This window comes from Pseudomonas sp. 7P_10.2_Bac1 (assembly GCF_025465935.1).
Taxonomy (GTDB): domain Bacteria; phylum Pseudomonadota; class Gammaproteobacteria; order Pseudomonadales; family Pseudomonadaceae; genus Aquipseudomonas.
In genome coordinates, this window is the sequence record NZ_JANLNV010000026.1 from 55,674 (window position 1) to 77,547 (window position 21,874).

Genomic DNA, 21,874 nt, shown 5'->3' on the forward strand with positions numbered 1-21,874 from the left:
TCATTGGTTTAGCAACTCGCTGTAGAACAACCATTCCTGCTCAAGCGCGTGCGCCTGATTGCTGGCTTTACGAAAGCCGTGGCGTTCTTCGGGGTAGTAGTACGCCTTGGCAGGGATGCCGTTGTCTTCCAGGGCCTTGAGCATGTCGCGGGTTTGCTGCGGCACAACCACAGCGTCCAGTTCACCTTGAAAGAAAATCACCGGCACGCGGATTTGATCGGCGTGCAGTAATGGCGTGCGTGCCGCGTAGCGCTCAGCATCGTGCTGCGGGTCGCCAATCAGCCAGTCCAGGTAGTCACCTTCAAACTTGTGAGTGGCCCGTGCCAGGGCAATCGGGTCGCTGACGCCATACAGGCTGGCGCCCGCACGGAACACATTTTTGAACGCCAGGGCGCACAGGGTGGTGTAGCCGCCCGCGCTGCCGCCGCGAATAAAGGCTTTTTCTCCGTCAATCAAACCTTGCTCGGCCAGATAGCTGACGACTGCACAGGCATCTTCAACGTCGACTTCGCCCCATTTGAGGTGCAAGGCCTGCCGGTAGTCACGGCCATAGCCAGTGCTGCCGCGGTAGTTGAGATCGGCCACGGCGAAGCCGCGTTGGGTCCAGTACTGGATACGTGGATCGAGCATCGGGTAACAGGCCGAGGTCGGGCCGCCATGGATGAACACCACCAGTGGCGGTTTGACCTCGCCGTGCATCGCTGGGTAGAAAAAGCCATGGGCTTGGCCGTTGCCCGACGGGTAGCGCAACGTCTGCGGGCGGCTGATGTGTTCGGTGGGCAACGGCGCCACGCCGCCGGCCAACACGCTGACGTGCTTGTCACTGCGACGAATGCGCAGGATCGCCGAGGGGCTGACGGGTGACGCAGCGATGCAGTAAAGGTGCTCATCTTCCAGTGCCAAGGAGCGAAAACGGCTGTAGTCGCCGGTGAAGTCATCGACGCTGCCGTCAGCCGCGTGAATGCCCAGGCGCCCGAAGCCAGCTTCGGTCCAGGTTGCCAGATAAGATTGCTCGCCCAGCGGCAGCCAGGTCCGCCCGCCCAGTTGCCATGGCGCCGGAGCGTGGTCGGCCGCGGCGCTTTGCGCGGGCACCAGGCCTTCGCCCGACTCGGACCACGGCTGCCAGAAACCGCCGCGGTCAGTCAGGCAATACAGGCGGTTGTGCTCGTCAAAGCGCGGCTGTTGCAGAGACTCTTCGCTCAGGTCCCCGGCAAGGCAATGCGCAGGGTTCCACTGGCCCTGGGTGTGGCCTTCGGCGAGCATCAGGCGGGTTGAGGTCCAGGGTTGATGCGGGCGGCTCCATTCAACCCAGGCCAGGCGCTGGCCGTTTGGGCTGAGCGTCGGGGCGGCGTAGAAGTCGGCGCCTTCTGCCAGTACCTGACGTTCCTGGGTCTGCCAGTCGATGCTGACCAAACGGTGCTGATCAGCGTTTTCTTCGACCGCCAGTACCTGGCCGTGGGCGAACTGCACATCGCCGTAGCGGCAGGTGCCTTGAGTCAGCGCTTGGGGTTGGCTGCCGTCCAGCGCCTGTTTGTACAGTTGTTGATCGGTCTCGTTGACGAACACCACGCCGTCATCGCTGAGGCAAAAAGAGCCGCCGCCGTATTCATACACGCGGCTGCTCACGCTGAAGGTGGCGGGGGTCAGGCGCTGGGCCTGGCCGTCACGCCAATGCCAGATGCGGCACGCGCCTTCTTGTGGGCGGTATTCGTTCCAGAACAAACCGTGGGGGCCGACCCGCAGTTCTGCAAAATCGACACCGGCGGCAACGGCGAGCGCGGCGCTGAAAGGTTCAGCCTTTAGCGATGAGGCGTGAGTTTCGTTCATTTCGGAAGGCCAATTGTTCGATGGTCTGGGTGGCGTGCTCGGCTTCTTCGCGCGCCTTGAGAATCAGGTCGTGTTGCGGCGATTTACTGCACACCGGGTCTGCATTGCTGGCATCCCCGGTGAGCATAAAGGCTTGGCAACGGCAGCCGCCGAAGTCCTTTTCTTTCTCGTCGCACGAGCGGCAGGGCTCGGGCATCCAGTCATAGCCTCGATAACGATTGAAGCCGAACGAGTCGTACCAGATGTGTTGCAGGCTGTGGTCACGCACGTTGGGGAACGCGACCGGCATTTGTCGTGCCCCGTGGCACGGCAAGGCGGTGCCGTCCGGGGTGACGGTCAGGAAGAGGCTGCCCCAGCCATTCATGCAGGCTTTTGGCCGCTCTTCGTAATAGTCCGGCGTTACGAAAATCAGTTTGCAGGGGTGGCCTTCTGCTTCGAGCTTGGCGCGGTATTGGTTGGTGATGCGCTCGGCGCGCACCAGTTGCTCTTTAGTCGGTAGCAGGCCAACCCGGTTGAGCTGCGCCCAGCCATAAAACTGACAGGTCGCCAGTTCGACGAAGTCGGCCTCCAGGGCGATGCACAGTTCGATGATGCGGTCGATCTTGTCGATGTTGTGCCGATGGGTGACGAAGTTCAGCACCATCGGGTAGCCATGGGCTTTGACGGCGCGGGCCATTGCAAGCTTTTGTGCGAAGGCTTTTTTCGAGCCGGCCAAGAGGTTGTTCACTTGTTCGTCGCTGGCCTGGAAGCTGATCTGGATATGGTCCAGCCCGGCTTTTTTGAAGTCGCTGATCTTCTGCTCGGTAAGGCCAATGCCGGAGGTAATCAGGTTGGTGTAGAAGCCCAGTTTGCGGGCCTCGCCGATCAATTCGGCCAAGTCTTGACGCACCAGCGGCTCGCCGCCGGAAAAACCCAGCTGCGCTGCACCCATCTCCCGCGATTCGCGAAACACCTTGATCCATTGCTCGGTGCTCAGCTCTTTGCCTTGCTCGGCAAAGTCCAGCGGGTTGGAGCAATACGGGCATTGCAACGGGCAGCGGTAAGTCAGTTCGGCCAGCAGCCACAAGGGCAGGCCGACTTCCGGCTTGGGCGGCAGCGCCAGTGCTGGCTCAGACAAGTTCGATCCAGTGCTGTGCACGCGCAACCTCCATAAATTGCTCGATGTCATCGCCCAGCTCCGGCACGCCGGGGAACTGCGCGTCCAGTACATCAATAATGGCGGCGACATCGCGCTGGCCGTCTATCAGGCCACCGATCAAGGCCGCACTCTCGTTGAGTTTGATCATGCCTTCGGGGTAGAGCAGCACGTGGCCTTTTTGCGCGGGTTCGTACTGGAAGCGATAGCCTTGGCGCCAGGTCGGGATTTTGCTGCGATCAAAACTCATAGAGCGATTCCTTTGTGCCAGACACGTTGGTCGGTCACGCTGTGATAAGGCGGGCGGTCCAGTTCGTAAGCCATGGTCATGGCATCGAGCATGCTCCACAAAATGTCCAATTTGAACTGGAGAATTTCAAGCATGCGCTGCTGGCCTTGGTAGGTGGTGTAGTGCTGCAGGGTGATCGCCAGCCCGTGTTCCACGTCACGGCGGGCCTGGCCTAGGCGGGTGCGGAAATACTCATAACCGGCCGGGTCGATCCACGGGTAATGCTGCGGCCAGCTGTCCAGGCGCGATTGGTGGATTTGCGGCGCAAACATCTCGGTCAACGAACTGCTGGCGGCTTCTTCCCACGTGGCGCGGCGGGCAAAGTTGACGTAGGCGTCGACTGCAAAGCGTACGCCGGGCAGCACCAGCTCTTGTGAGCGCAGTTGATCCGGGTCCAGGCCAACCGCTTGGCCCAGGCGCAACCAGGCTTCGATACCGCCGTCTTCACCGGGGGCACCGTCGTGGTCAAGCAGGCGCTGGATCCACTCGCGGCGCACTTCACGGTCCGGGCAGTTGGCCAGGATAGCGGCGTCTTTTAGCGGGATGTTGACCTGGTAGTAGAAGCGGTTGGCGACCCAGCCTTGAATCTGTTCGCGGGTCGCGCGGCCTTCGTACATCGCTACCTGATACGGGTGAAAGATGTGGTAATACGCGCCTTTGGCCCGCAGCGCGGCTTCGAACTCGGCAGTGGAAAGTGGGGCTTGAGTCATGGTGCCTCCAGAAGGTGAACCTCTGTAGGAGCGAGCTTGCCTTGCGATCTTTTGATCGTTCAAAAGCTCGCTCCTACAGGTTTTGGGTGGGTTACAGCTCGATGCTCATGCCGTCAAAGGCCACTTCGACCCCCCGGCGGGCCAGTTCGGCGCGCTCGGCGGAGTCTTCGTCCAGGATCGGGTTGGTGTTGTTGATGTGGATCAGCACCTTGCGCTGCTCGGGTAATTGTTCCAGCACCTCGAGCATGCCGCCGGGACCGTTTTGAGCCAGATGCCCCATTTCGCGGCCCGTGCGGGTGCCCACACCACGGCGTTGCATCTCATCGTCGTCCCACAGCGTGCCGTCCACCAGCAGGCAGTCGCTGCTGGCCATGATCTCGAGCAGCGGTGCATCGACCTTGCCCAGGCCGGGCGCGTAGAACAGCTTGCCGCCGGTGCGCAGGTCTTCAACGATCAGGCCGATGTTGTCGCCCGGATGCGGGTCGAAGCGGTGCGGCGAGTAAGGTGGCGCAGCACTGCGCAGAGGCAGCGGGCTGAAACGCAGGTTCGGGCAGGCCGGGATGGTGAACGAGCCGTGCAACTCGATGCGGTTCCAGTTCAGGCCGCCGTTCCAGTGTTTGAGCATGTTGAAAAGCGGGAAGCCGGTGCTCAGGTCTTCGTGGACCATGTCGGTGCACCACACCTCATGCGGGCAGCCTTCGCGCAGGCTCAGCAGGCCGGTGGTGTGGTCGATCTGGCTGTCCATCAGGATGATTGCGCTGATCCCCGTGTCGCGCAGGGCCCGGCCCGGTTGCATTGGCGCGAAGCTCTGGAGTTGCGCGCGGATGTCGGGCGAGGTGTTGCACAACACCCAGTTCACGCCGTCGTCAGAGATCGCAATCGAAGATTGGGTGCGCGCTTTGGCGTTCAGGCTGCCATCGCGAAAACCCGCGCAGTTGACGCAGTTACAGTTCCACTGCGGGAAACCACCGCCGGCGGCGGAACCTAAAATCTGGACAAACATGGCGTGTTCTCTTGCAAATCTGAAAATAAAAACGCCCCGGCGAGCCGAGGCGTTGGGTTGCTCTGCTCAACTCTTGATAACCAAGAGCCGCGACAGATCAACGGCTTGCGAAGTACATGGTCACTTCAAAGCCAATACGCAGGTCGGTGTAAGCAGGTTTAGTCCACGACATAGTGTGTCTCCTTCAGTGGTTGATGGGGGCTTTCTCAACCTTAGTCCGGCTCTTGAGGGAGTCGTTCCAAAGCGTTGGCGGCTATGTTACTAAAAATGTCAGTTGCTGAACGGTCATTGTCGGAGAAAGCTCTTTACATGGTGAGTAAAAATCAGCTTTTCCCGAGAAGAAACGTTTCAGTTTCGGGTTGTGTTGCAAGGCACAGCCACGCGCACTCAGGCTGATTAATCTGCTGAGCCGCTTCCAGTGTAGACCGTGGATCCAGCCTTATAAGCGCGGTGTAGAGGGCTTTCAAGTAGTCCGACGGGTGGCCCCCCATTTTTCCTTGCCACAGCAGTTCGCTTGCTTGCGGCCCGCTTAATGACTCGGGCAGGCACTGTTGTGCGACGGCGTCTCGCATTTGAATGAAGGTTGTTTCATCTAAAGCGCCCACCAGTGCAGGCAATTGGGCCAGGAATGTGCGGATGCGTTCGAAGATTTCAGCCACGCAGGCGTGGGGCGATTGCACGCCGAACAGCAACCCTGTTTGCCCGTTGAGTTGGCGCAGGCCACTGAACACGGCGTAACCCAATTGCTGTTCCACGCGCAGTTGTTGGTAGAACGGAGTTTGCGCCAATTGCGCGAGCAGACGCCAGGCGGCCTCGGCTGCCAGATCGCCGCCGGGTGCCGGGCAAAACAACAGCACGGCGTGTTCGCTGGAGTCGCAGGGTTCTGTGACCCAGCGCCGTTGGGTCGGCTGTTCGGGGGCTGGTAGGTCAGCATCCGGCGTGCCAGGTGCCTTGTTCAGGGCCGCCGCGATCAAGGCCTGCGTGGCCGCCGGCAGGCCAATGGCCAGGCCGTTCCAGCGCGCTGCCGCCCATGCCTGATGGGCGTCGCTCAAGGTGGCTTCGCTCGCGGGTTGGCTGCATTGCGGGAGGCGCTTGAGTAACTGGCGGATCGGCATCAGCGGTGGCGCAGGTGGCGTGCCGGACTCTGTCACGGGTGCATGAAGCGCTCGTAAGGTGTGCTCCAGAATGGCCGGCATGGGTGCGTGAAAGCCCTGCATTTTCAGCAGCCAGTCGGTGCCGACAGCACTGCACGAAAGCTCGACTCCGGCCTGGCGGGCATCGTGTTGCAGCGCACGCAGGCTGTTGTCCAGCACGAGCAGCAGTCTGTCGGTCGGGCTGGCGGGCAAGCGCCAACGCAGGTAAATCGCCGCCTCATGGCCAGAGGCTGGCAGGTCAGCGCTAAAGCTCATGGCCGAATGGTCGCGACGGCTGCGCAAGCGATCTTGAGCAAAGGTGCGCAGGCCACGGTGAGCGCTGGTTTGGCCACGGATCAACCCGGCATTGGTGGGCTTCTCGGGCTCCACCAAAAACGGGTTGGGCGCTGGCAGTTGCCAAGGGTGGCCAGCCACCGCCTGGGTCGCGGGTAGCATCTGTTGCAGCAGTGTACTCAGCGCTTGTATACCTTGAGCGGACAAACCGGGTGTGTGTTGCTCAACATCACGGCGAGCCAGTTCCAGTGCGCCGCTGACGTCCAACTGACGCTGTTGCAGTAACAGGTATTCGTTGTGCAAGGCGGGCTGGTGGTGTTGCGCACACATGAACGCCAGCCAGTCGTAGAACGTGTCGCTGATTAATGTGGCGTTGTGGGCAATCGGCTCTGCTGCGCTGAACTCAATGTGCAGCAGTGCCTGGCGTTCAAAGTGATACAGCACTTGGGCTTTGAGGCTGTTGCACAGATGCTGTTCACGCAACCGGGTGATCAGGCTGCCGGGTTTGTCGGCATTGAGCCAGTGGCCCATAACGTCCAGTGCTGCGTGCGATGCTTCAGGTAATTGCTCGAAGGCAAACACTAGGCTCAGGCGCTGATCGTCGAGCAATTGGTACACGGTTTCACCGTCCGTCAGCAGCACCGGTGGGCGGGTCTCAACCCGTGGCAGGCCGGTTGCAAAGGGGGCTGTAAAGCGTTCGGCCATGGCGCGCAGCTCGTCTTCGGGGAGCGGGCCGACCAGGCTCAGGCTGATGTTTGCCGCGTGATAAAACGCGCGGTAGAAATCGTACAGGGCTTGCTGAAAAGCCGGGCGCGGAATCGGCAAGCTGTAGCGATTCCCAGCATGAAACGCCCTTAGCGGATGCGCCGGGTTCAGAGGCTGAAACAGGCTGAGTTGGCGCTGGGCAGAAGGCTCACGGGCCCAGGCGATAAATTCTGCGTGCAGCACTTCACGTTCGCGCAGTTGCTCGTCCAGATTCATGCGGGGATGAGCGAGCATGTCGCACAAACGTTCCAGACCGCTTGCAAAAACTGCGACCGGCAGTTCAAAAAAGAAGTCGGTATGGCGCTCGCTGGTACGGGCATTCACCTGGCCACCGTGACGCTGTACATAGGCCATCAGGTTATCGTTGGCCGGGAAGCGTTCGGTACCGAGGAAGAACAGGTGTTCCAGAAAGTGCGCGAGCCCGGGCCATGTGGCTGGCACGTCATGGCTGCCGGCGTGCACCCGTATAAAAGCCGCGCAGCGCTTGAGGCGCGGCACTTGGCGCAGTGAAAGAGTCAGACCGTTGTGCAGGGTCAAACGTTGGGCGTGAGGGTGGTTCGGCGCAGACATGGGCATTTCCGGAACAGAGATGCCCACATGCTAGCGGATTCCGGCTAATCAGCGCTTGCTCAGCGGGCCGTAAAGTTCGGGCCGACGATCTGCCAGGTAGAAATTCCCGGTGCGGGCGTCCTCTAGTTGCTGGCTTTCCAGTGTGGCGGTGATCAGGATTTCATCCTGCTCGGCCAAAGCGACTTGTTGGCCGTTAGGCGCGCTGATGCTGCTTTGGCCGCAGTACTGGATGCTGCCTTCGTGGCCGCAATAGTTGGCGTAAGCCACATAGCACTGGTTTTCAAAGGCACGGCTGCGCACGGTGACCTCGGCGATAAAGTCGTAAGGCGCCATGTTGGCGGTCGGCACGATGATCAACTCCGCTCCGGCCAAGGCCAGGCGGCGGGCGTTTTCCGGGAACTCGAGGTCATAACAAATCAGCAGGCCAAGCTGCCAGCCATTGAGTTCGAACACGGGGAAGGCGTCTTGCCCCGGGCTGAACATGTCGCGGTCGAGTTGCCCGAACAAATGGGTTTTACGGTAGTTGCACAGGCTTTGCCCGTGGCTGTCGAACACCTGCACGCTGTTGTAGATATGCCCGTCATCGCCACGCTCCGGGTAGCCGTAGGCAATGGCAGTGCCGCTGGTTTGGGCCAGTTCGGCGATTTGCTGAGCGGCGGGGCCGTCGTGGGGCTGGGCCAGTTCGGCGACCGCCTTCGCACCAATGTTGTAGCCGGTCAGGAACATCTCGGGTACGACCAGTAAATCAACGCCTTCTGCCTGCGAGGCGATGATTTGCAAGCGCTGCAGGTTGCCTGCGAGGTCGAGTGGCAAGGGGTGACATTGGTAAAGGACGACGCGCATGGGGTTCTCCTTGTTCACTGTCCCTGTGGGGGCGGGCTTGCTCCAGATACCGGCGACGCGGATCAGTTCTGTGACCGCGTTGCTGCTCTCGCGAGCAAGCCCGCTCCCACTGTTGGGTTCATGTAGCAGTCAATCCGGCAAGGCAATCGGGCCGATGTCATTGAACACATCACCCGGTCCAGGGTTGTCGGCATGAGTGTGGCCGCCAAAGTGGGTCATGATGCCCCAGACCGCGTTCAACGATGTTTGCACGGCGCCCTCAACCCAGGCCGGTGTCCATGAGACATCATCGCCGGCAATAAAAATCCCGCGTTGTTCGCTGGGAAGGTCTTGCTGCATGAAATGCGCGTACATGCGCTGGTTATAACGGTAGTGGCCTGGCAGCGCACCTTTGAAAGCGCCGAGGAAATGCGGGTCGGCTTCCCACGACACGGTGATCGGGTCGCCAATGATGCGGCTGGCAATGTCTACCTTCGGGTAGATCTTTTTCAGCGCATCCAGGGCCAGCTTGACGCGCTTTTCCACTGGGTGCGGGAGCATTTTCAGCGCATCGCTCATCCACGAGTACGACAGGCAAATCACTCCCGGCTTGTCGTCGCCGTTGTCGAACAGGTACGTGCCACGGGTCAGACGGTCGGTGAGGGTCATGCTCATCAGGTCGCGGCCGGTTTGCGGGTCTTTGTCTTTCCAGAAAGGGCGGTCGACCATCACGAAGGTTTTTGATGACTGCATGTAACGCGTGCGGTCCAAGGCCATCCACAGCTTTTGCGAGAACAGCGCTTCTTCGCAGTCGATTTGGGTGGTCAGCAGCCAGCTTTGGCAGGTGACCAGCACCGCTTCGTGAGTGCGGGTGACACCGAGGTTGTCGGTCACCGAAAAGAGCCCGTCGGCCGAGCGCGAAATGGCTTTGACCCCAGTACGAGGTGCGCCGCGATGCAGAGAGCGCAGGCTGGTGCCTTCGGGCCAGTGAGCGCAGCGTTCAGGCACGTGGCTCCAGATCCCCAGCGGCACTTGCTCGACACCGCCCACCACCAGGTGCTGGTGGTCGTCGCAGTTGGTCATCACCACGCGGAAAATTTCCAGCATCGAGTTGGGGAAATCCGAGTCCCAGCCGCCGGTGCCAAACCCGACCTGGCCAAACACTTCGCGGTGCTGGAAAGACAGTTTGGCGAAGGCTTTGGAGGTGGCGACAAAGTCATAGAACGTGCGATCGTCCCACAGCGGAACCAGGGTATTCCATAGCTCTTTGAGGCGCGGGACGTCACGGTCGCGGATGGCTTGCTGGATGTCACCAAAGCGTGAGCCTTCTTCCAGCGCGTCGGCCCAGGCGTCAGCGACTTCCTGGAACAAGGCAGGCAAGTCCGCCAGTTTTTGTGCGTAAAAGGTTTGGCCTTCGAGGTCGATGACCGTGCTGCCAGACGCGGGTGTCAGCGGGTTAGGAAACGGTTTGGTTTCCAGCCCCAACTTGTCGACGTAGTGGTAAAACGCTGTGGACGACACCGGGAAACGCATGCCGCCCAACTCGGCAATCACCCCTTCGCTGCCTTCAAAGGCTTGCGAGCGCAAGCGACCGCCCATCTTGGAGGCTTCGTACACCACCGGCTTGAGGCCCAGCTTCATCAACTCGTAGGCGGCCACCATGCCAGCCATACCGGCCCCGACAATCGCCACTTCTGCGCCCAGCTTGTCTGCCGGAATACTGCCCAACCCTGCCGGGTGTTCGATCCAGTCATCGAAGGCAAACGGAAAGTCAGGTCCAAAAATAGTGACAGGTTTTTTACCGTCGGCAGGGTGGCGATTGTTCTTGTTCATGGCTGACCTTACTGGGCGACTCGCGTTACACGTGAGTATAGGAAAAGACAGCCGCCAGTTTAGGGAGCGAGCAACACGTAAATAAGGCACAAAGTGTCGTCGTTATGACCTTTGTTTGGTCGATATGACGAATGCGCTGAGCAAAGTGAAGTGCGGTGCCGGTATAACGCTTTATCCGCGGTCCACCTTGCTGCTGAGAATGATCGACGTCGTGGTCTTTTCGACCCCGTCGACACTGCCGATCTGATCGAGCAACTGATCCAGTTGCTCAGGTGACTCGCTGCGTAGCCAGGCCACGTAATCGAACTCGCCACTCACGGCACACAACTGTTGCACCTGCGCCATGCTGCTCAAGCGCCGCACCACCTCCTTACCGGAACGAGGCTGCACAGTAATCCCCACATAGGCCTGCAGGCCGCCGTCTACCAGACGCTGGCTCAAACGTACGCCATAGCCGGTAATGACTTTGGTTTTCTCCAGCCGCGCCAGGCGCGACGTCACCGTTGTGCGAGCGATCCCCAACTGACGTGCGAGCATCGCCACACTCTCGCGGGCATTGAGCTGCAAGGCGGCAATCAATTGACGGTCGATGTCATCCAGTGCAGGGGGGCGGGTGTCGGGCAAAGGAAGGCTCCGTTTGAGCTGAGGGCAGGGTGCAGAGTGGGAGCGTAAGGGACTGGCCCTGTCTTCTCAACCGTTCGAGAAATCACCGCATCGCTGGGAGGGGCTTTTATAGAGGGCTCAGACGCAGCTCGAAATCTTGCGCGGCATTGTTGAAATTGATGAACGTTGATCTACGCTTGCCCGAAGACGCGGGGTGACACATGAATTGTGACAATCTGACTATTACCGTTAAAAAATTATTTATAGGTAAGCGCCAGAGAAAATCAGTCCATAGGTCAATTGAGTCTGGATTGATTTGCAATAGAGGCTGACAGAGCGCGTCATCTATAGCTGTAGCGTGATAACTGTCATTGAAGCAGGTAAGTGATGAATAGCAACTCTGTAATCATGGATTATGCAGGGTGGTTAAACAGTTGATCGCTTATTTGAAGATAGGTATTTGAGTGTGAGTGCCTATAGGCTTTTAAACATTTAAGAGTACTTGATTAAGCAAGAGCCGTCTAAGAGGGTAAGGGAATGTCCGACATCACAATGGCAGGCGATGGATCTACAAGCAGTGCCGATACTAAAAAGCCCGCAGCAGCGTCCAGTACAAGTGGCGCTAAGCCGCAACGGCTGGATGCTGACGGAATCAAAAAAGAAATAAGCCAACTTAATAGTTCTCCAGACGGTCTTAGTTCAGCAGACGCCAAGAACCTGCTTGTAAAATATGGCCCGAACGCCATCGTTGCAAAGGAAGACAGCCGTTGGAAGAAGTTGCTCGGTTATTTCTGGGGGCCTATTCCCTGGATGATCGAAATCGCGGCACTTATTTCGCTGGCGCGTCAGGACTGGCCGGACTTTATTGTTATTACCGGTTTGCTGCTATATAACGCGGCCGTTGGTTTTTGGCAGGATAATAAGGCCGCCAGTGCATTGGCCGCCCTTAAAAAAGGCCTGGCCCTTAAAGCTCAAGTTAAGCGCGATGGTAAGTGGCAAACAGTCGATGCGGCCGAACTGGTGCCGGGCGATGTGGTGACGGTCTCCGGCGGTGAGATCTTGCCCGCCGATTTGCTGTTAATCGACGGTGCTTATTTATCGGTGGATCAGGCGGCGTTGACGGGCGAGTCTTTGCCTGTTTCGAAGATGGTCGGTGACAGCGGTTACTCCGGCTCTATCGCACGACAAGGCTCGATGACCGGTATTGTCACCTCAACCGGCAACAACACGTTCTTCGGGCGTACGGCCAAGTTGGTGGCCAGTGCGGGCGCCAAGTCACACGCTGAACAGGCGGTACTGCGCATCGGGGATTTTCTTATTATTCTCGCGGCCATTCTGGCGCTGATCCTGGTCGGCACGCAGTTATACAAAGACATTGTTGTGCAAGGGCATTGGGCGTGGTCTGAAGCCGGTGATATTGCGCAGTTTGTATTGGTGTTGCTGATCGCTTCGGTGCCAGTCGCCATGCCGGCGGTGATGTCCGTGACGATGGCGCTGGGGGCATTGGCGTTATCTAAACAAAAGGCCATTGTTTCGCGGTTGTCGGCCATTGAAGAGTTGGCCGGGGTGGATGTGTTGTGTTCCGACAAAACCGGGACGCTGACGCAAAACCATCTGACGGTTGATGCCGCTATTCCTTTTGATCCGAAGACGACACCCGATGCGGTCATTCTTGGCGCTTCTTTAGCCTGTCAGGCGGAGAGTACGGACGCCATCGATCAGGCTGTGTTGAGTGCGCTCAAAGATAAAAAGTCACTGGAAGGTTTTAAACAAGTCAGTTTCACGCCTTTTGACCCGGTCAATAAAAAGACACTTGCGGTTGTTGAAGACTCGTCCCAGAAAAAAATTTCCTTCGCCAAGGGTGCGCCGCAAGTTATTGCCACGCTGTGCAATATAAGCGAGACGTCCAGCGATGAACCGCGCTCTAAGGCTTACTTCGGCAAAGTTAGCGAACTGGCCAGCCATGGCACGCGCGCACTGGGTGTAGCACGCTCGGATGATGACGGCAAAACCTGGGAGCTCCTTGGTTTGCTGGCCCTGCTTGATCCACCACGCCCTGATGCCAAGGAAACCATTGCCCAGGCACGTGCGCTGGGGCTTTCGGTGAAGATGGTCACGGGTGATGACGTGGCGATTGGTTCCGAAATCTCCCGGCAACTGGGGCTCGGGACGCATCTGTTGGTTGCCGATCAAGTGTTCCCCAAGGACACGGACAACAACCATATTCCAATTGATGCGGCCCGCGCTGTCGAAGCGGCGGATGGGTTTGGGCGCGTATTCCCGGAAAACAAATACCAGATTGTTAAGGCGCTGCAAGAGCGTAATCACATTGTTGCAATGACAGGGGATGGTGTTAACGACGCACCGGCCTTGAAACAAGCTGAATGCGGTATTGCTGTTTCCGGCGCAACAGACGCTGCCAGATCGGCCGCCGCGCTGATTTTGACCGCTCCTGGACTATCAACCATTGTTAATGCCATCGAAGAAGCACGGGCGATCTTCGAGCGTATTACGTCATATGTTTACTACCGTATCGCGATGACGATTTGCATCATGTTTGTGGTGGTGCTGTCTTATCTGGTGTTCGGTGTGCGTCCGTTGACCGCGATCATGATTGTGGTGCTGGCATTGCTTGATGATATTCCGATCATGACGATTGCCTATGACAACGTAAAAATAGCCAAGAAACCGGTGCGATGGGATATGCATCGAATAATCGTGTTCTCTTCGATCATGGGGTTGATGGCACTGGCACAAAGTTTTGGTCTGGTACTTATTTCGATGTACTGGATGAATAATGCAGAACTGATGCATGTCTTTGCGCTCGACTTGAGCCACCTACAAACCATGTTGTTCTTGCAGTTGGCGGCTGGCGGTCACTTGTTGCTGTTTGTGGTGCGTAACCGCAACAGCGTGTTCAAACCACCGTTCCCGTCGCTACCGCTGTTGCTGGCTGTTATCGGTACGCAGATTGTTGCGGTATTGATCTGTGCGTTCGGTATTTTCGTCCCCGCCATTTCGTGGGAACTGATTGGCGTGGTTTGGGTATACGTCCTTGTCTGGATGGTGATCATCGATATCGTGAAGTTGATCTACTTCTCCGTCGTCGACAAGCGTGAAAAACAGAGCGAAAACCTGACTAAAGCCATCGCATGATTATGGAAACCAGACTATGAGCCTTATTAGTAAGTTGATTGTTAAGCCTGGGTCAAAAATCCGCCTCGCTGATGTGGATCCGGATTTCAACGGTGGTTATAAGTCGGAAAAAGATGCGCAAAAGCATCTTGATCAACAGTCCGCCAGCATCGCGGACCTGCAGAAGAAACTTTATGCCGAGCGCAAACATTCCCTGCTGATCGTTTTGCAGGGGATTGATGCGGCCGGCAAAGATGGCACCTGCTGGCACGTGTTGCGATCGATGAACCCGCAAGGCACCAACGTACATGGCTTCAAACAACCGACAGCTGAAGAAAGCAGCCATGATTTTCTCTGGCGGGTGCATCCCCATGTACCGGCTGACGGCAACGTGGCGATCTTTAACCGTTCGCATTATGAAGACGTACTTGTGCAGCGCGTGCACAAAATGGCGCCCAGCAAGGTCATCGAAAAGCGCTACGACCTGATCAATGCATTTGAGCGCACCGTGCATTCGAATAACACGACCATCTTGAAGTTCTTCTTGTACATCTCGCCAGAAGAGCAGTTGAGACGTTTTGAAGAGCGCCTGGATGATCCGATGCGGCAGTGGAAGATCAGCGAATCGGACTATTCAGAACGCGCCTTGTGGGACGACTACATCAAGGCGTACGAGGCGATGTTGAACAAATGTTCGACTGACCATGCGCCCTGGTATGTCATCCCGGCCAACCATAAGTGGTTCCGCAACCTGGCAGTCGGGAGCATTGTTGAGAAGACGCTCAAGGACATGAAGATGCAGTTGCCCAAACCCACGGTTGATCTGAAAGAAATCAGAAGGAAGTACCACCAGGCCAAGAAAGAAAAACTCTAAATCTGTAGAGCGCCGCCCTGAAGGTTTCGAACGTTCAGGGCGGCAATGGCCAGGTATCTCATAGCGTTTCCTGTTGGTTGATCAGAGCAGGGAGCGCTATTGGCATTTTGCGGTTCACCTTTTATCGGCCTGTGACGGGCTTCATAGCATTAGGCGTCGTTATGTACACAACCCTGCTCATTTTCTTCATGGTTTATTTGGTGATGGGTATCGGCAAGTTGCCGGCCTTTAACGTGGACAGAACGGGTGCTGCGGTCGTGGGCGCCCTGGCCATGATCGTAGCAGGAAGCCTTACCCCGCAAGCCGCGTGGGATGCCATTGACTACCGCACCCTCGGGTTGTTGTTTGGTCTGATGGTCGTGTCGGGTGCGTTTACGGTTTCCGGGTTTTACGCCTGGGCCGCCGAGAAGGTAGCTAAGCTACCGATCACGCCGGTCGCGTTGCTGGCGGTGTTTATCGCCGTCAGTGCAGGGCTTTCTTCACTGCTGACCAATGATGTGGTGGTCTTGTCGATGACCCCGTTGCTGGTGAGCGTGGCACTCGCCCGCGGGCTCAACCCGGTGCCTTTTTTGTTGGCCTTTTGTTTTGCTGCGAACTCCGGTGCAGCGGGCACCTTGATCGGCAGTCCGCAAAACATGATTGCGGCCCAATCGCTTGATCTTTCATTCAACGAATTCATGATTGCGGCAGGGATACCGGCACTTCTATCGTTGCCCATTATCTGGTGCATCATCGCGTGGCAATACCGCGGTAAATGGACGCTGGAGCAACCGGCGAATAAAACAGCCATCCCAACCCCGCCGCCGGTTCAACTCGATAGAGTCGAGACGACCAAGGCCATCATTGTTGCCAGCGCCGTGATCATCGCCCTGGTGGCGGATATCTGGCCACGGGAACTGGTTGCGCTTGCCGGTGCAGGGATTCTGCTGGTCAACCGCAGCCTTGCTTCAAAGGATGTGCTCAAGCAAGTAGACGGCAACCTGCTGCTTTTGATCATCGGGTTGTTTATCTGTAACCAGGCGCTCTCCAACACAGGTCTTCCACAGTCCCTGTTTGACTGGTTGCGCCATGTGGGCATCGACGTCAATGACCCGGTGTCTCTGTTCCTGGCCGGTTCAGTGCTCAGCGACGTTGTGGGCAATAACCCTGCGGTCATGCTGCTTTCCCCGTACTTGCATCCCGACAACAACGCCCAGTCATTAGGCGCCGCGATAGCTTTGGGTACCGGTTTCTCAAGCAACCTTATTATTTTCGGAAGCCTGGCCGGGATCATCGTCGTGGAACAGGCCGCGAGTTGCGGTATCAAGATCTCCTTCGGCGCATTCGCCAAATCGGGGGTGCCAGTGACACTGCTGACATTGCTGATGGCAGGGCTTTGGGTGGCGTTTTTGTGAGGCGCTGAGGTGCAAAGGCATACGTTACGAGCGTGTGCCTGCCTCAAGAGTGAATGGATGAGTGCGCTGTTGCAGCGGGCTATATGCAATGGCTCTGGGCGTGTGTGAGCGGCTCTTGTGCAGGGTTTGTAGAGATTTTTTCATCTCGAGTGATCTAGGCAGTGGAGCCGGAACACGACAAACTCTGCCAACTGTCTTGAGCCCATCTACGGACTCTATATGCGAAAAATGAGTGACTGTAGGAACCTTGATAGCGAGAAGCTATTATCGAAGGGCTCACAGGACGTAACGAACAACAGGATCAAGTTTTGAATCTAAGTTCTTTGATAGAGCATTGGAGAACGGAAGTCTCGAATAAGAAAAAGAACGGAAGCTGGATAGGGCTTATCACCAACATCCTCAAGCGCACCCGCAAGCACAACAATCTGCGTTACTTGTTCATGTTCCGATTGGCTCAGTACTTTTATTCAGGGAATCGTTTTGCGCGCGCTTACGCCAAACGGCTGGAGAGAAAGCTCAACCTCAAGTACGGCGTCGACATCAGTATCAATGCCCAAATAGGGCCAGGCTTTCGCATAGGCCACCTGCCCGGCGTGGTCATCACCGGCTATGTCAAAATCGGCCGCAACTTTTTCATCCGTCAAAACACCACAATTGGCATCAAGACCCTAGGGTTGGACAACTACGACCTGGTCATTGGGGACAATGTCAGCGTGGGCGCACACAGTTGCATCATCGCAGACACCTTGATGATCGGGGACGATGTCACAATCGGCGCCATGTCGTTCGTCAATAAGAACATCGAGCAGGGAGTTACGTTCTATAACGCTCGATGATGCGCTACAGCCCCACATGTTGAGGGCGCTTCGAGACCTGATTTTTACGAACGTTAGAAACACGAAAGCCGCGCACTGCGCGGCTTTCTTGTGTGGAGGGCCCAGTAGGACTCTAACCTACGACCAAGGGATTATGAGTTGGCTTGACACGCAGCATAGCTAACGAAACCTATCAAAGGTGAAAGAAGGTACAGCTATGCTGGTATGGCGTTTTGACATGATTTAAGCGTAATCTAGCGAAGGTGTTTGGTGCTTGCCACTGTACCTCTATTGTACCGGGTTTTTTGGGTGGGGCTGGGCTGATCAGAGTGTTTTGCCATTGCTCGATGAGCGTTGCTGGAGGGCTCCGTACGAGGCGAGCAAGATTGGATTGAGCATCGTCAGTACAAAATTTTCAGAGTGAACCTGTGCACCTGAAACGTGCAAGATTTTTAATATGTCGAAAATTTGAAGATTAAGTTTTGGGGTGGCGTATTTCTACAGATGATTTGACTGCATATAGAAAGCTCTATGATTCGGTAAGCTTAACAACGGATTATCGATTTAATACTTATAGACGGCTTAGTAGTCTAGAGGGGGCGTCGAATGTCGCTTTGATCTTGGCATCCACAGCTTTAATCGTAGTGTCTTTCATTATGGTTTTATACAGTGGAGAGCTTGGTCGGGGAGAGGCATATATAACGATTGGCCAGAACTGTTTGCCAATTATTATGTTGGCATTATCCATCATGGTCTCTGGTGCAAAATATGGGGCTCGAGCAGAAAGAATTCATGATTGTGCTCAAGCTTTGAATAACTTTAAAAAAATACTGAACTTCAAAATTAATTACAGTGGATTCGTTCCGTCTCTGGATGATTTCGAAAAGCAAGCAACAGTATATGCTGAAATACTTTCTAAGTATGAGAATCACAGTAAGGTTGATTCGAATATTGAGCTGGTAAGGAGTAAGAAAATTCCAGCCATTCTCAATCTTATATGGGAGTTTTTTGTTAGTTCAATAGGGCGTGGGCTGCTTTATTATTTTTATTTGGCCGTGTCAATAACTTCGGTAGGCTGGATGCTGCTGGGTATTTATCTCGCCGTTAAAGAGGTGTCGCCTTGCTAGATCAAAACTTCACTGGAAAGAGTTTTTTGCGACTGACATCAATCAAGGATGTGATTAGGTTTAAACTTGGTAGAAAGCGCAGTGAATATCTTGAAAGACTAGATTTGGCCGCAAAAAAAATCTTAGATGATGGATGTGATTTCTCAGATGTGACATTTTACGATAAAAGGGGTAAAAGGATATTTAAGCCAAACTCCCTTGAGAGTGTCTATAGCTTGCGGCGAGTGAATAAAATTCTGGGAAGAATTTACAAGGTAAAGCAGTCAGATCGTGATGCGATAACTAAACAAATTAATTCTTTGGTCTCAGATACGAGCCACTATGTCGTGATAAAGGGCGATGTTAAAGGATTTTATGAATCAATTCCTAGGGATTCGGTTATTTCCAAGGTGGAGTCAAATCGAATACTTTCCTACCATAACAGGAGGATTGTAAGGCAGATTTTTTCTTGTAGCAGCGTTTCCGCCGTCACTGGGTTGCCGAGAGGTATCAGTATAAGCTCATCCCTTTCTGAGTTGTATATTAGGGATTTTGATAGGTACGTTCGGGCGCTCGATGGCGTTTACTATTACGCTAGATATGTCGACGACTTCATAATTTTTTGTCATGTTCGGAGTGATGGAATACTCGAAGATGTGGAAGGTAAGCTCAAAGATTTAGGTCTTTCTTTAAATTATAAAAAAATAAAGGTTGTTAAATCCGAATCACTTTATGGCGGGGTGGAGCGTCTAGGGTTTTTAGGGTATGAGCATTTTATTGACTCCGACTTGTTACTAAAGATTAGGATTTCGAGCAATAGGGTTAGAAAAATAAAAACACGTATTGTTTTATCGTTTTTAGACTATTCGAGAAATAAAGATATTTCTCTTCTCTGTCTTAGATTGAAATTTATTACCGGCAACTACCTGATACGTGAGGCCTCAGGTTCGAGCGGAGAGGCGCGGGGGTTGATGGCAGGGTTTTACTACAACAACAAAACCCTAACAGATCTGCAACAGATAGTAGAGTTAGATAGCTTTTTAATGAGGCTTTGCCGCTCAAAGCGAGGTAGCATTTACCGAGCAATTGGTGCAGTCGATATGCGTGAGGCCTGCATCGCGACGCAAGGCATTAGTTTTGATAAAGGGTTCAATCAAAGAAAAGTTTATGCAATTTCGAAAAATGATTTTTCACGAATAAAAGATTGCTGGAAAAGAGAAGATGGCTATGAAAAAAAATAAAAAGGAGAATGGGCTTAAGAGGGTATATAAGTCGAACTATAATCGAGTTTTACTCACAGAGGTCCTTCCATACGAGGTTCCTATTCTTTTGACAAATGAGGGCTTCTATTCAAGGTTAGTTGGGCGTAAAGAAATCGGGCTTCTAGAGGCTATATTGAGGCCTAATAAAGAAACACAGCCGTTCACCTATAAGATCGTGCGCACGGCATCCAGCTACAGAACCCTCCATCTCATACACCCTTCAAGCCAACAAGATTTCGTAGCGTTTTACAAAACCTATAGCAGTTTAATGTGCGGGCTTACAGCCCGGAGTGAATTTAGTCTTCGCGCACCAGCTGAGGTCGCAGCCTGGTATTACGAACCGGATAATTCTTTGCGTGATAACTCTGTAAAAGACGAGGGGGCTGAGGCCAATGTAGATGACGGTATGGCCGTCCAGTTCAAATACGCGAGTTCTTTTTTTCTGTATAAAAAATATGCGTTTCTTTATAAATTTTACGATTCCTACGAGTTTCATAGGCTCGAAAAAAAGTTTAAGAAGCTGTTAAAGTTTGATATTTCAAAATGTTTTGACAATATCTCCACAAAGCGACTTGGTGAAGCAGTTAAAGATGAGCTGTACCACAAGGAGCATTTGGGGAAACAGAATTTTGAGAACAAGTTTTCCGCGCTAATGGAATCTGCTAACTTTGGTCGGAATGATGGGCTAGTGATAGGTCCTGAGTTTAGTAGGATATTTGCAGAGATAATATTGCAGGATGTAGATAAACGAGTATCCCACAGTAATACCGAACTTCGAGGGAGTTACGATGTTAGACGATATGTGGATGATTATTTCTTATTTTATAATGATGACAAGGTCGGTGAGCACATACTGAGTGAGTTTCAAAATTCTTTGGAAAGGGTAAAGTTGTACCTCAACGAGTCAAAAATTTCTTATCATAGAGCCCCATTTTTGACTGGTATTACTATGGCAAAGAAAGATATTCAGGATATATTTTCTGCGCTATTCGATACCTTCGATGAGTCCAAGAAAGGTGTAATTCCTGACGTAGATGTCGCAGAAGGTGCCGACAGTCATTCCGATCAGCCCGAGGAGAAAATAACTTTTATAAAATATTTCAAAGGGCCTGGTGTGGTTGCGAATAGACTTATTAGAGATATTAAGGCTATCGTCAGAAGTAATGAGATTGAATTTGAAACAATCACGGGCTACTTTTTTACTGTGATTAAGAATAAAATTCATGAGGTTTATGGTTATACTGCTACTCTAGATGATGCCCAGCAAGAAAATGTGTTGAAGTTTTTGCTGGTTATTATGGATGTGACATTCTTCGTTTACTCGATGGATGTAAGGGTTAGAAGCACGTTTTTGGTAAGTCAGATTTCCATATTGTGCTGTAGAATTGCAAAGTTAATGAAGCCAGTTTACGGCGATGAAATCGTAAAGAAGATTCAAGATGAAATAACTTTCACAATGAAAAATAAGCGTGCGGACAAGGTGTCCTCTGGCGTAGAAGTCATCAATCTTCTTATAGCATTGAGAGAGATTTCTGGTGACGTTGACTTGGTCTCTGAGGATGATGTTTCTAGATTCATTTTTAATGAGGTTCCGGAAAAAATCAGCGCTGTGAATTACTTTCAGGTTGTGTCCGTTTTGTTTTACATTAAGAATAATCCGATTTATGGAAAGCTAAAACGTAAGATGCAAACAATCGTACTTGGGATGTTGGCGACTAAGAGAGCTTCCGTGTACTCTGAGACATCTCACCTTCTACTCGATCTTGTACGTTGTCCTTATCTAGATAGAGCCTTTAAAGCTAGAATGATATCCAGTTCGTTTCAGATCGAGTTCGGTAGGCGGCCGACCTCCTCTGAGGTGAAGTCTCAGTATAAGAGTATTTCCCAGAATGACTGGTTTGTAGATTGGAGCGAAATGGGTATCAAAATTGAAAGGCTTCTTCAGAAAAAAGAGTTGAAAACTGCTTACGAATAGTGGGATAATTTTAAGGCGGGTGCGTTTACAGGTAGAGTGCTAAATACCCATGCGAGTTTACTCTCCCATGATGAATCCGGCTTTATGTCGGACACACACCAATGACTTTGCCTCAGTGCCTGCCTTCTCCTCAGCTTTCAAAAGTTTTCTCAAAGCTTTTTTAAGCTGCCTGCCTACGCTAAGGAAACCCCGCCTTGGTGTTGCTCGCGGCAGCTTTCACTTGCTTGATACATGGGGTCTGACTCTTTTTTTGGGTCAATAGAGAAAACAGATAAAACCGTACGCTAAACATGCGGCCTTAGTCTGACGCCGTGATATTGAGTCGCCTG

General features: G+C 54.0%; 17 protein-coding genes. 7 read left to right on the top strand and 10 right to left on the bottom strand.

The features are described from left to right. From NTD86_RS05915 to NTD86_RS05960, 10 genes are all read right to left on the bottom strand, one after another. The gene (locus NTD86_RS05915) at positions 1-1,827 is read right to left on the bottom strand and encodes a S9 family peptidase (protein WP_262201223.1); all 1,827 of its coding nucleotides are present in this window, start codon (positions 1,825-1,827) and stop codon (positions 1-3) included. Beyond that, a complete protein-coding gene (pqqE, locus tag NTD86_RS05920) occupies positions 1,793-2,965 on the bottom strand; it encodes a pyrroloquinoline quinone biosynthesis protein PqqE (protein ID WP_262201224.1) in 1,173 nt (390 codons plus the stop codon). Before pqqE ends, NTD86_RS05915 begins: the two co-directional genes overlap by 35 nt. Continuing rightward, positions 2,937-3,212: a pyrroloquinoline quinone biosynthesis peptide chaperone PqqD gene (gene pqqD, locus NTD86_RS05925; RefSeq protein WP_262201225.1), complete on the bottom strand. Its 276-nt coding sequence runs from the start codon at positions 3,210-3,212 to the stop codon at positions 2,937-2,939. Before pqqD ends, pqqE begins: the two co-directional genes overlap by 29 nt. Beyond that, the gene (pqqC, locus tag NTD86_RS05930) at positions 3,209-3,961 is read right to left on the bottom strand and encodes a pyrroloquinoline-quinone synthase PqqC (protein ID WP_262201226.1); all 753 of its coding nucleotides are present in this window, start codon (positions 3,959-3,961) and stop codon (positions 3,209-3,211) included. Before pqqC ends, pqqD begins: the two co-directional genes overlap by 4 nt. Before the next feature lie 91 nt (positions 3,962-4,052). Then, on the bottom strand, positions 4,053-4,964 hold the full coding sequence (gene pqqB / locus NTD86_RS05935) for a pyrroloquinoline quinone biosynthesis protein PqqB (RefSeq protein ID WP_262201227.1): 912 nt from the start codon (positions 4,962-4,964) through the stop codon (positions 4,053-4,055). A gap of 97 nt (positions 4,965-5,061) precedes the next feature. After that, positions 5,062-5,136: a pyrroloquinoline quinone precursor peptide PqqA gene (gene pqqA / locus NTD86_RS05940; protein WP_003422658.1), complete on the bottom strand. Its 75-nt coding sequence runs from the start codon at positions 5,134-5,136 to the stop codon at positions 5,062-5,064. Positions 5,137-5,287: 151 nt separating this feature from the next. Next, a complete protein-coding gene (gene pqqF, locus NTD86_RS05945) occupies positions 5,288-7,726 on the bottom strand; it encodes a pyrroloquinoline quinone biosynthesis protein PqqF (RefSeq protein ID WP_262201228.1) in 2,439 nt (812 codons plus the stop codon). A 48-nt stretch (positions 7,727-7,774) separates the two neighbouring features. Continuing rightward, positions 7,775-8,569, bottom strand: coding sequence for a carbon-nitrogen hydrolase family protein (locus tag NTD86_RS05950; protein WP_262201229.1), 795 nt, complete (start codon positions 8,567-8,569; stop codon positions 7,775-7,777). Positions 8,570-8,698: 129 nt separating this feature from the next. Continuing rightward, positions 8,699-10,381 (bottom strand): flavin monoamine oxidase family protein, encoded by a 1,683-nt coding sequence (locus tag NTD86_RS05955; protein WP_262201230.1) that lies wholly within the window; start codon positions 10,379-10,381, stop codon positions 8,699-8,701. A 171-nt stretch (positions 10,382-10,552) separates the two neighbouring features. Then, positions 10,553-11,005 (bottom strand): Lrp/AsnC family transcriptional regulator, encoded by a 453-nt coding sequence (locus NTD86_RS05960; protein WP_262201231.1) that lies wholly within the window; start codon positions 11,003-11,005, stop codon positions 10,553-10,555. Between the two features lie 516 nt (positions 11,006-11,521). Between NTD86_RS05960 and NTD86_RS05965 the strand changes: the two genes are divergently transcribed. The 7 genes from NTD86_RS05965 to drt3b all read left to right on the top strand — a co-directional run bounded on the left by NTD86_RS05965 (position 11,522) and on the right by drt3b (position 21,545). Next, positions 11,522-14,140: a plasma-membrane proton-efflux P-type ATPase gene (locus NTD86_RS05965; RefSeq protein ID WP_262201232.1), complete on the top strand. Its 2,619-nt coding sequence runs from the start codon at positions 11,522-11,524 to the stop codon at positions 14,138-14,140. Positions 14,141-14,156: 16 nt separating this feature from the next. Further along, positions 14,157-14,993, top strand: coding sequence for a polyphosphate kinase 2 family protein (locus NTD86_RS05970; protein WP_262201233.1), 837 nt, complete (start codon positions 14,157-14,159; stop codon positions 14,991-14,993). Positions 14,994-15,154: 161 nt separating this feature from the next. Beyond that, positions 15,155-16,387, top strand: a complete 1,233-nt coding sequence (locus NTD86_RS05975) for an SLC13 family permease (protein WP_262201234.1) — start codon at positions 15,155-15,157, stop codon at positions 16,385-16,387. Between the two features lie 308 nt (positions 16,388-16,695). Further along, on the top strand, positions 16,696-17,223 hold the full coding sequence (locus NTD86_RS05980) for a serine acetyltransferase (protein WP_262201235.1): 528 nt from the start codon (positions 16,696-16,698) through the stop codon (positions 17,221-17,223). Between the two features lie 461 nt (positions 17,224-17,684). Beyond that, positions 17,685-18,329, top strand: a complete 645-nt coding sequence (locus tag NTD86_RS05985) for an SLATT domain-containing protein (RefSeq protein WP_262201236.1) — start codon at positions 17,685-17,687, stop codon at positions 18,327-18,329. Further along, a complete protein-coding gene (drt3a, locus tag NTD86_RS05990) occupies positions 18,323-19,549 on the top strand; it encodes an antiviral reverse transcriptase Drt3a (protein ID WP_262201237.1) in 1,227 nt (408 codons plus the stop codon). The genes NTD86_RS05985 and drt3a overlap by 7 nt, the downstream gene beginning before the upstream one ends. Then, complete coding sequence (drt3b, locus tag NTD86_RS05995; RefSeq protein WP_262201239.1) at positions 19,530-21,545, top strand: antiviral reverse transcriptase Drt3b; 2,016 nt, start codon at positions 19,530-19,532, stop codon at positions 21,543-21,545. Before drt3a ends, drt3b begins: the two co-directional genes overlap by 20 nt. Positions 21,546-21,874: the final 329 nt, after the last annotated feature.

Bases quoted from the DNA above. Each gene is read 5' to 3' on its own strand.
- NTD86_RS05915 (WP_262201223.1), bottom strand. From the start codon at position 1,827: ATGAACGAAACTCACGCCTCATCGCTAAAGGCTGAACCTTTCAGCGCC.
- pqqD (WP_262201225.1), bottom strand. From the start codon at position 3,212: ATGAGTTTTGATCGCAGCAAAATCCCGACCTGGCGCCAAGGCTATCGC.
- pqqC (WP_262201226.1), bottom strand. From the start codon at position 3,961: ATGACTCAAGCCCCACTTTCCACTGCCGAGTTCGAAGCCGCGCTGCGG.
- pqqB (WP_262201227.1), bottom strand. From the start codon at position 4,964: ATGTTTGTCCAGATTTTAGGTTCCGCCGCCGGCGGTGGTTTCCCGCAG.
- pqqF (WP_262201228.1), bottom strand. From the start codon at position 7,726: ATGTCTGCGCCGAACCACCCTCACGCCCAACGTTTGACCCTGCACAAC.
- NTD86_RS05950 (WP_262201229.1), bottom strand. From the start codon at position 8,569: ATGCGCGTCGTCCTTTACCAATGTCACCCCTTGCCACTCGACCTCGCA.
- NTD86_RS05955 (WP_262201230.1), bottom strand. From the start codon at position 10,381: ATGAACAAGAACAATCGCCACCCTGCCGACGGTAAAAAACCTGTCACT.
- NTD86_RS05965 (WP_262201232.1), top strand. From the start codon at position 11,522: ATGTCCGACATCACAATGGCAGGCGATGGATCTACAAGCAGTGCCGAT.
- NTD86_RS05970 (WP_262201233.1), top strand. From the start codon at position 14,157: ATGAGCCTTATTAGTAAGTTGATTGTTAAGCCTGGGTCAAAAATCCGC.
- NTD86_RS05975 (WP_262201234.1), top strand. From the start codon at position 15,155: ATGTACACAACCCTGCTCATTTTCTTCATGGTTTATTTGGTGATGGGT.
- drt3b (WP_262201239.1), top strand. From the start codon at position 19,530: ATGGCTATGAAAAAAAATAAAAAGGAGAATGGGCTTAAGAGGGTATAT.